The organism is Stutzerimonas sp. (genome assembly GCF_982611455.1).
This window is the reverse complement of the sequence record NZ_CEXBBO010000079.1, coordinates 1-2,712: the sequence shown is the minus strand read 5'-3', so window position 1 is coordinate 2,712 and position 2,712 is coordinate 1. Positions and strand designations below refer to the sequence as shown.

The window sequence follows — 2,712 nt, the reverse complement described above, 5'->3', positions numbered from 1 at the left end:
CCCTGCGACTTGAACTCGTTCACAATACGTTCCATTTCCGATTCATGGGTCGCCAGATAGTCCAGCAGCGCCCGTGCTCGCTCCTCTTCATTCTTCGTAGCGCAATGTGACATACACCTTGCAAGGTGAGCATGCAAATCCCGTGTCCAGCTAATAAGTTCTCCAAAGGTTTTGATGTCCATTTACCCGTTCCCCCTTGTTGTCATTAATCATGTCAGCAAACAGCAATTACCTACCACTTAAACTCATAAGCCTGAATTCACACTGAAAAACCCCAACAAAAGATGCAAAAAGAGTCGCTCAATAGCGTGGGCTTGATGAACATCAATTTTTCCAATTGGAAGTGTTCGTCTACCCTAAGCCGTCCAGTCGGGTTCGCTTTAGCAGGAGTGCATTTACCGCAACAAGAGCGGAGCTTCCAGACATTGCGAGCGCCGCTACTTCTGGGCTTATCACCAACGGATAGAACACGCCTGCCGCCGCGGGAAAGGCGATGACGTTATAGCCCACCGCCCAGAACAGGTTCTGGTGCATCTTGCGCAGGGTAGCGCGCGACAGCTCGATGGCTCCCAGCACATCGTAGGGGTCGCTCTTCATCAGCACCACGTCAGCGCTCTCAATGGCCACATCAGTGCCGGCACCGATGGCGAAACCCACCTCCGCCTGGGTCAGTGCCGGGGCGTCATTGACACCGTCGCCCACCATGCCAACCTTCTTGCCCTGAGCCTGGAGCTCCTTGATCTTGTCTGCTTTCTGCCCCGGAAGGACATCGGCGATCACCATCTCAATGCCGAGTTCCCGGGCGATGCGCTCGGCGGTGGCCTGGTTGTCGCCGGTGAGCATCGCCACCTCCACCCCGCGTTCACGCATCTTTTTGACCATGGCAGTAGCGGTGGGGCGCGGCGCATCGGCAATGGCGATAAGGCCGACCAGCTTCCCGTCCTGGGCGACGTGCACCACGGTCTGGCCCGCACTCTGCAGACGCGCGGCCTCGTCCTTCAGGCTCGCCATGTCGACCTTCTCTTCGTCCATCAGCCGGCGGTTGCCGAGCAGCACGGTCTTGCTGCCAATCTCCGCCCGCGCGCCCTTGCCCTCGATGTTGGTGAAGCCGGTCAGCGGATCAAGCTGCAAGCCTTCGGCCTTACTTTGTATCGCCTGGGCCAGAGGATGGTCCGAGCCCTGCTCCACCGTCCCCGCCAGTGCGAGGACCGCCTCCTCGGTGCTGCCCGCCACCACGACCACCTCGACCACCTGCGGCTCGCCCATGGTCAGGGTGCCGGTCTTGTCGAAGACCACAATATCCAGCCGGGTGGCATCCTCAAGTGCAGAGGCATTCTTGAACAAGATGCCGTTCCTGGCACCGAGGCCGGTGCCCACCATCACCGCCATGGGCGTTGCAAGGCCGAGGGCATCCGGACAGGCGATCACGAACACGGTGATAGTCAGGGTCACGGCAAGCAGCAGGCTTTGGCCGATCCACCAGAACCAGACGGCGAAGGTGAGCAGGCCGATTACGATGGCAATCACCACCAGCCACTGTGACGCTTTGTCCGCCAGCAGCTGCGCCGGGGCCTTGGAGTTCTGCGCCTCCTGCACCAGCTTGACGATCTGCGCTAACGCGGTGTCGGAACCTACCTTGGTGGCGCGATACCTGAAACTGCCGCTCTTGTTAATGGTGGCCCCGATCACCTTATCGCCGGGCTTTTTTTCCACCGGCATGGACTCGCCAGTGAGCATGGACTCATCCACCAGGGACTCGCCCTCCAAGACCTCACCGTCCACCGGAATCTTATTGCCGGGGCGGATCACGACGATGTCGTCCTTCAGAACCTCAGCGGTGGGTACCTCCCGTTCCTGGCCATCACGCAACACAGTGGCCTTGGGCGGCGCGAGATCCATCAGCGAGCGGATGGCGTCCGAGGCACCGGCACGGGCGCGCATCTCCAGCCAATGGCCGAGCAGGATGAACACCAGCAGCACCGCCACCGCCTCGAAAAACTGCACACCCGGGAAAAAGAGCGTGGAACCGACGCTGAACAGGTAGCCAGTACCCACCGAGAGAACGACCAGCACAGCCATGTTGAGCACGCCGTTTTTCAGCGCGCGCCAGGCGGCAACAAAGAACGGCCAGCTTGGCCAGAGCACGGCGATGCTTGCCAGTAATAGCAACCACAGGTCTAGCCGCAGTCCGAAGGGTGGCACCGGTGGTTCGAACATCCCACCCATGGGCGAATAAATGAAAATCGGGAGGCTGAAGATCAGGCAGACCCAGAAACGGTTGCGCATGTCGCGCACCATTGCCTGCATGTCCATGCTGCCGCCGTGGCCCATCTCGTGAGCCATCTCGTCCTTTGCGCCAGTATGTTCGCCGTGTTCAGCAGGATGCGCCGTATCGTCGTGGCCGGTGTGGGAGGCATGGCCATCGTGGACGGGCGTGGACACAGCCCCGGCTTCGGTCGGCGGGTCCCCCGGGTCGCAAACGTGCCTGGGCAACTGTTCTCCGGAACAGTGATAGCCGCACTCGTGTATCCGGGCCTTGATAGCCTCAAGGTCCACCGTCGCCTCATCATAGGTGACGGTCGCGCTGCCGGCCACATAGTTGACCTCGGCCTTCTTGACGCCGGGCAATCTCAATAGCTGTTTCTCTACGCCCCGGGCACTCAGTGCCGATAGCAAGCCGCGGATCTCCACAACGGTATTTTTCATTCCTTG

General features: G+C 60.3%; 1 protein-coding gene and 1 pseudogene. Both read right to left on the bottom strand.

Annotation, left to right across the window (positions count from 1 at the left end; translation table 11 throughout):
- Positions 1 to 182 (bottom strand): annotated as a pseudogene (locus AC2LD7_RS21860) (ATPase); the annotation flags it as partial.
- A gap of 169 nt (positions 183 to 351) precedes the next feature.
- On the bottom strand, positions 352 to 2,712 hold a 2,361-nt coding region (locus tag AC2LD7_RS21855; RefSeq protein ID WP_484599704.1), incomplete at its 5' end, for a heavy metal translocating P-type ATPase.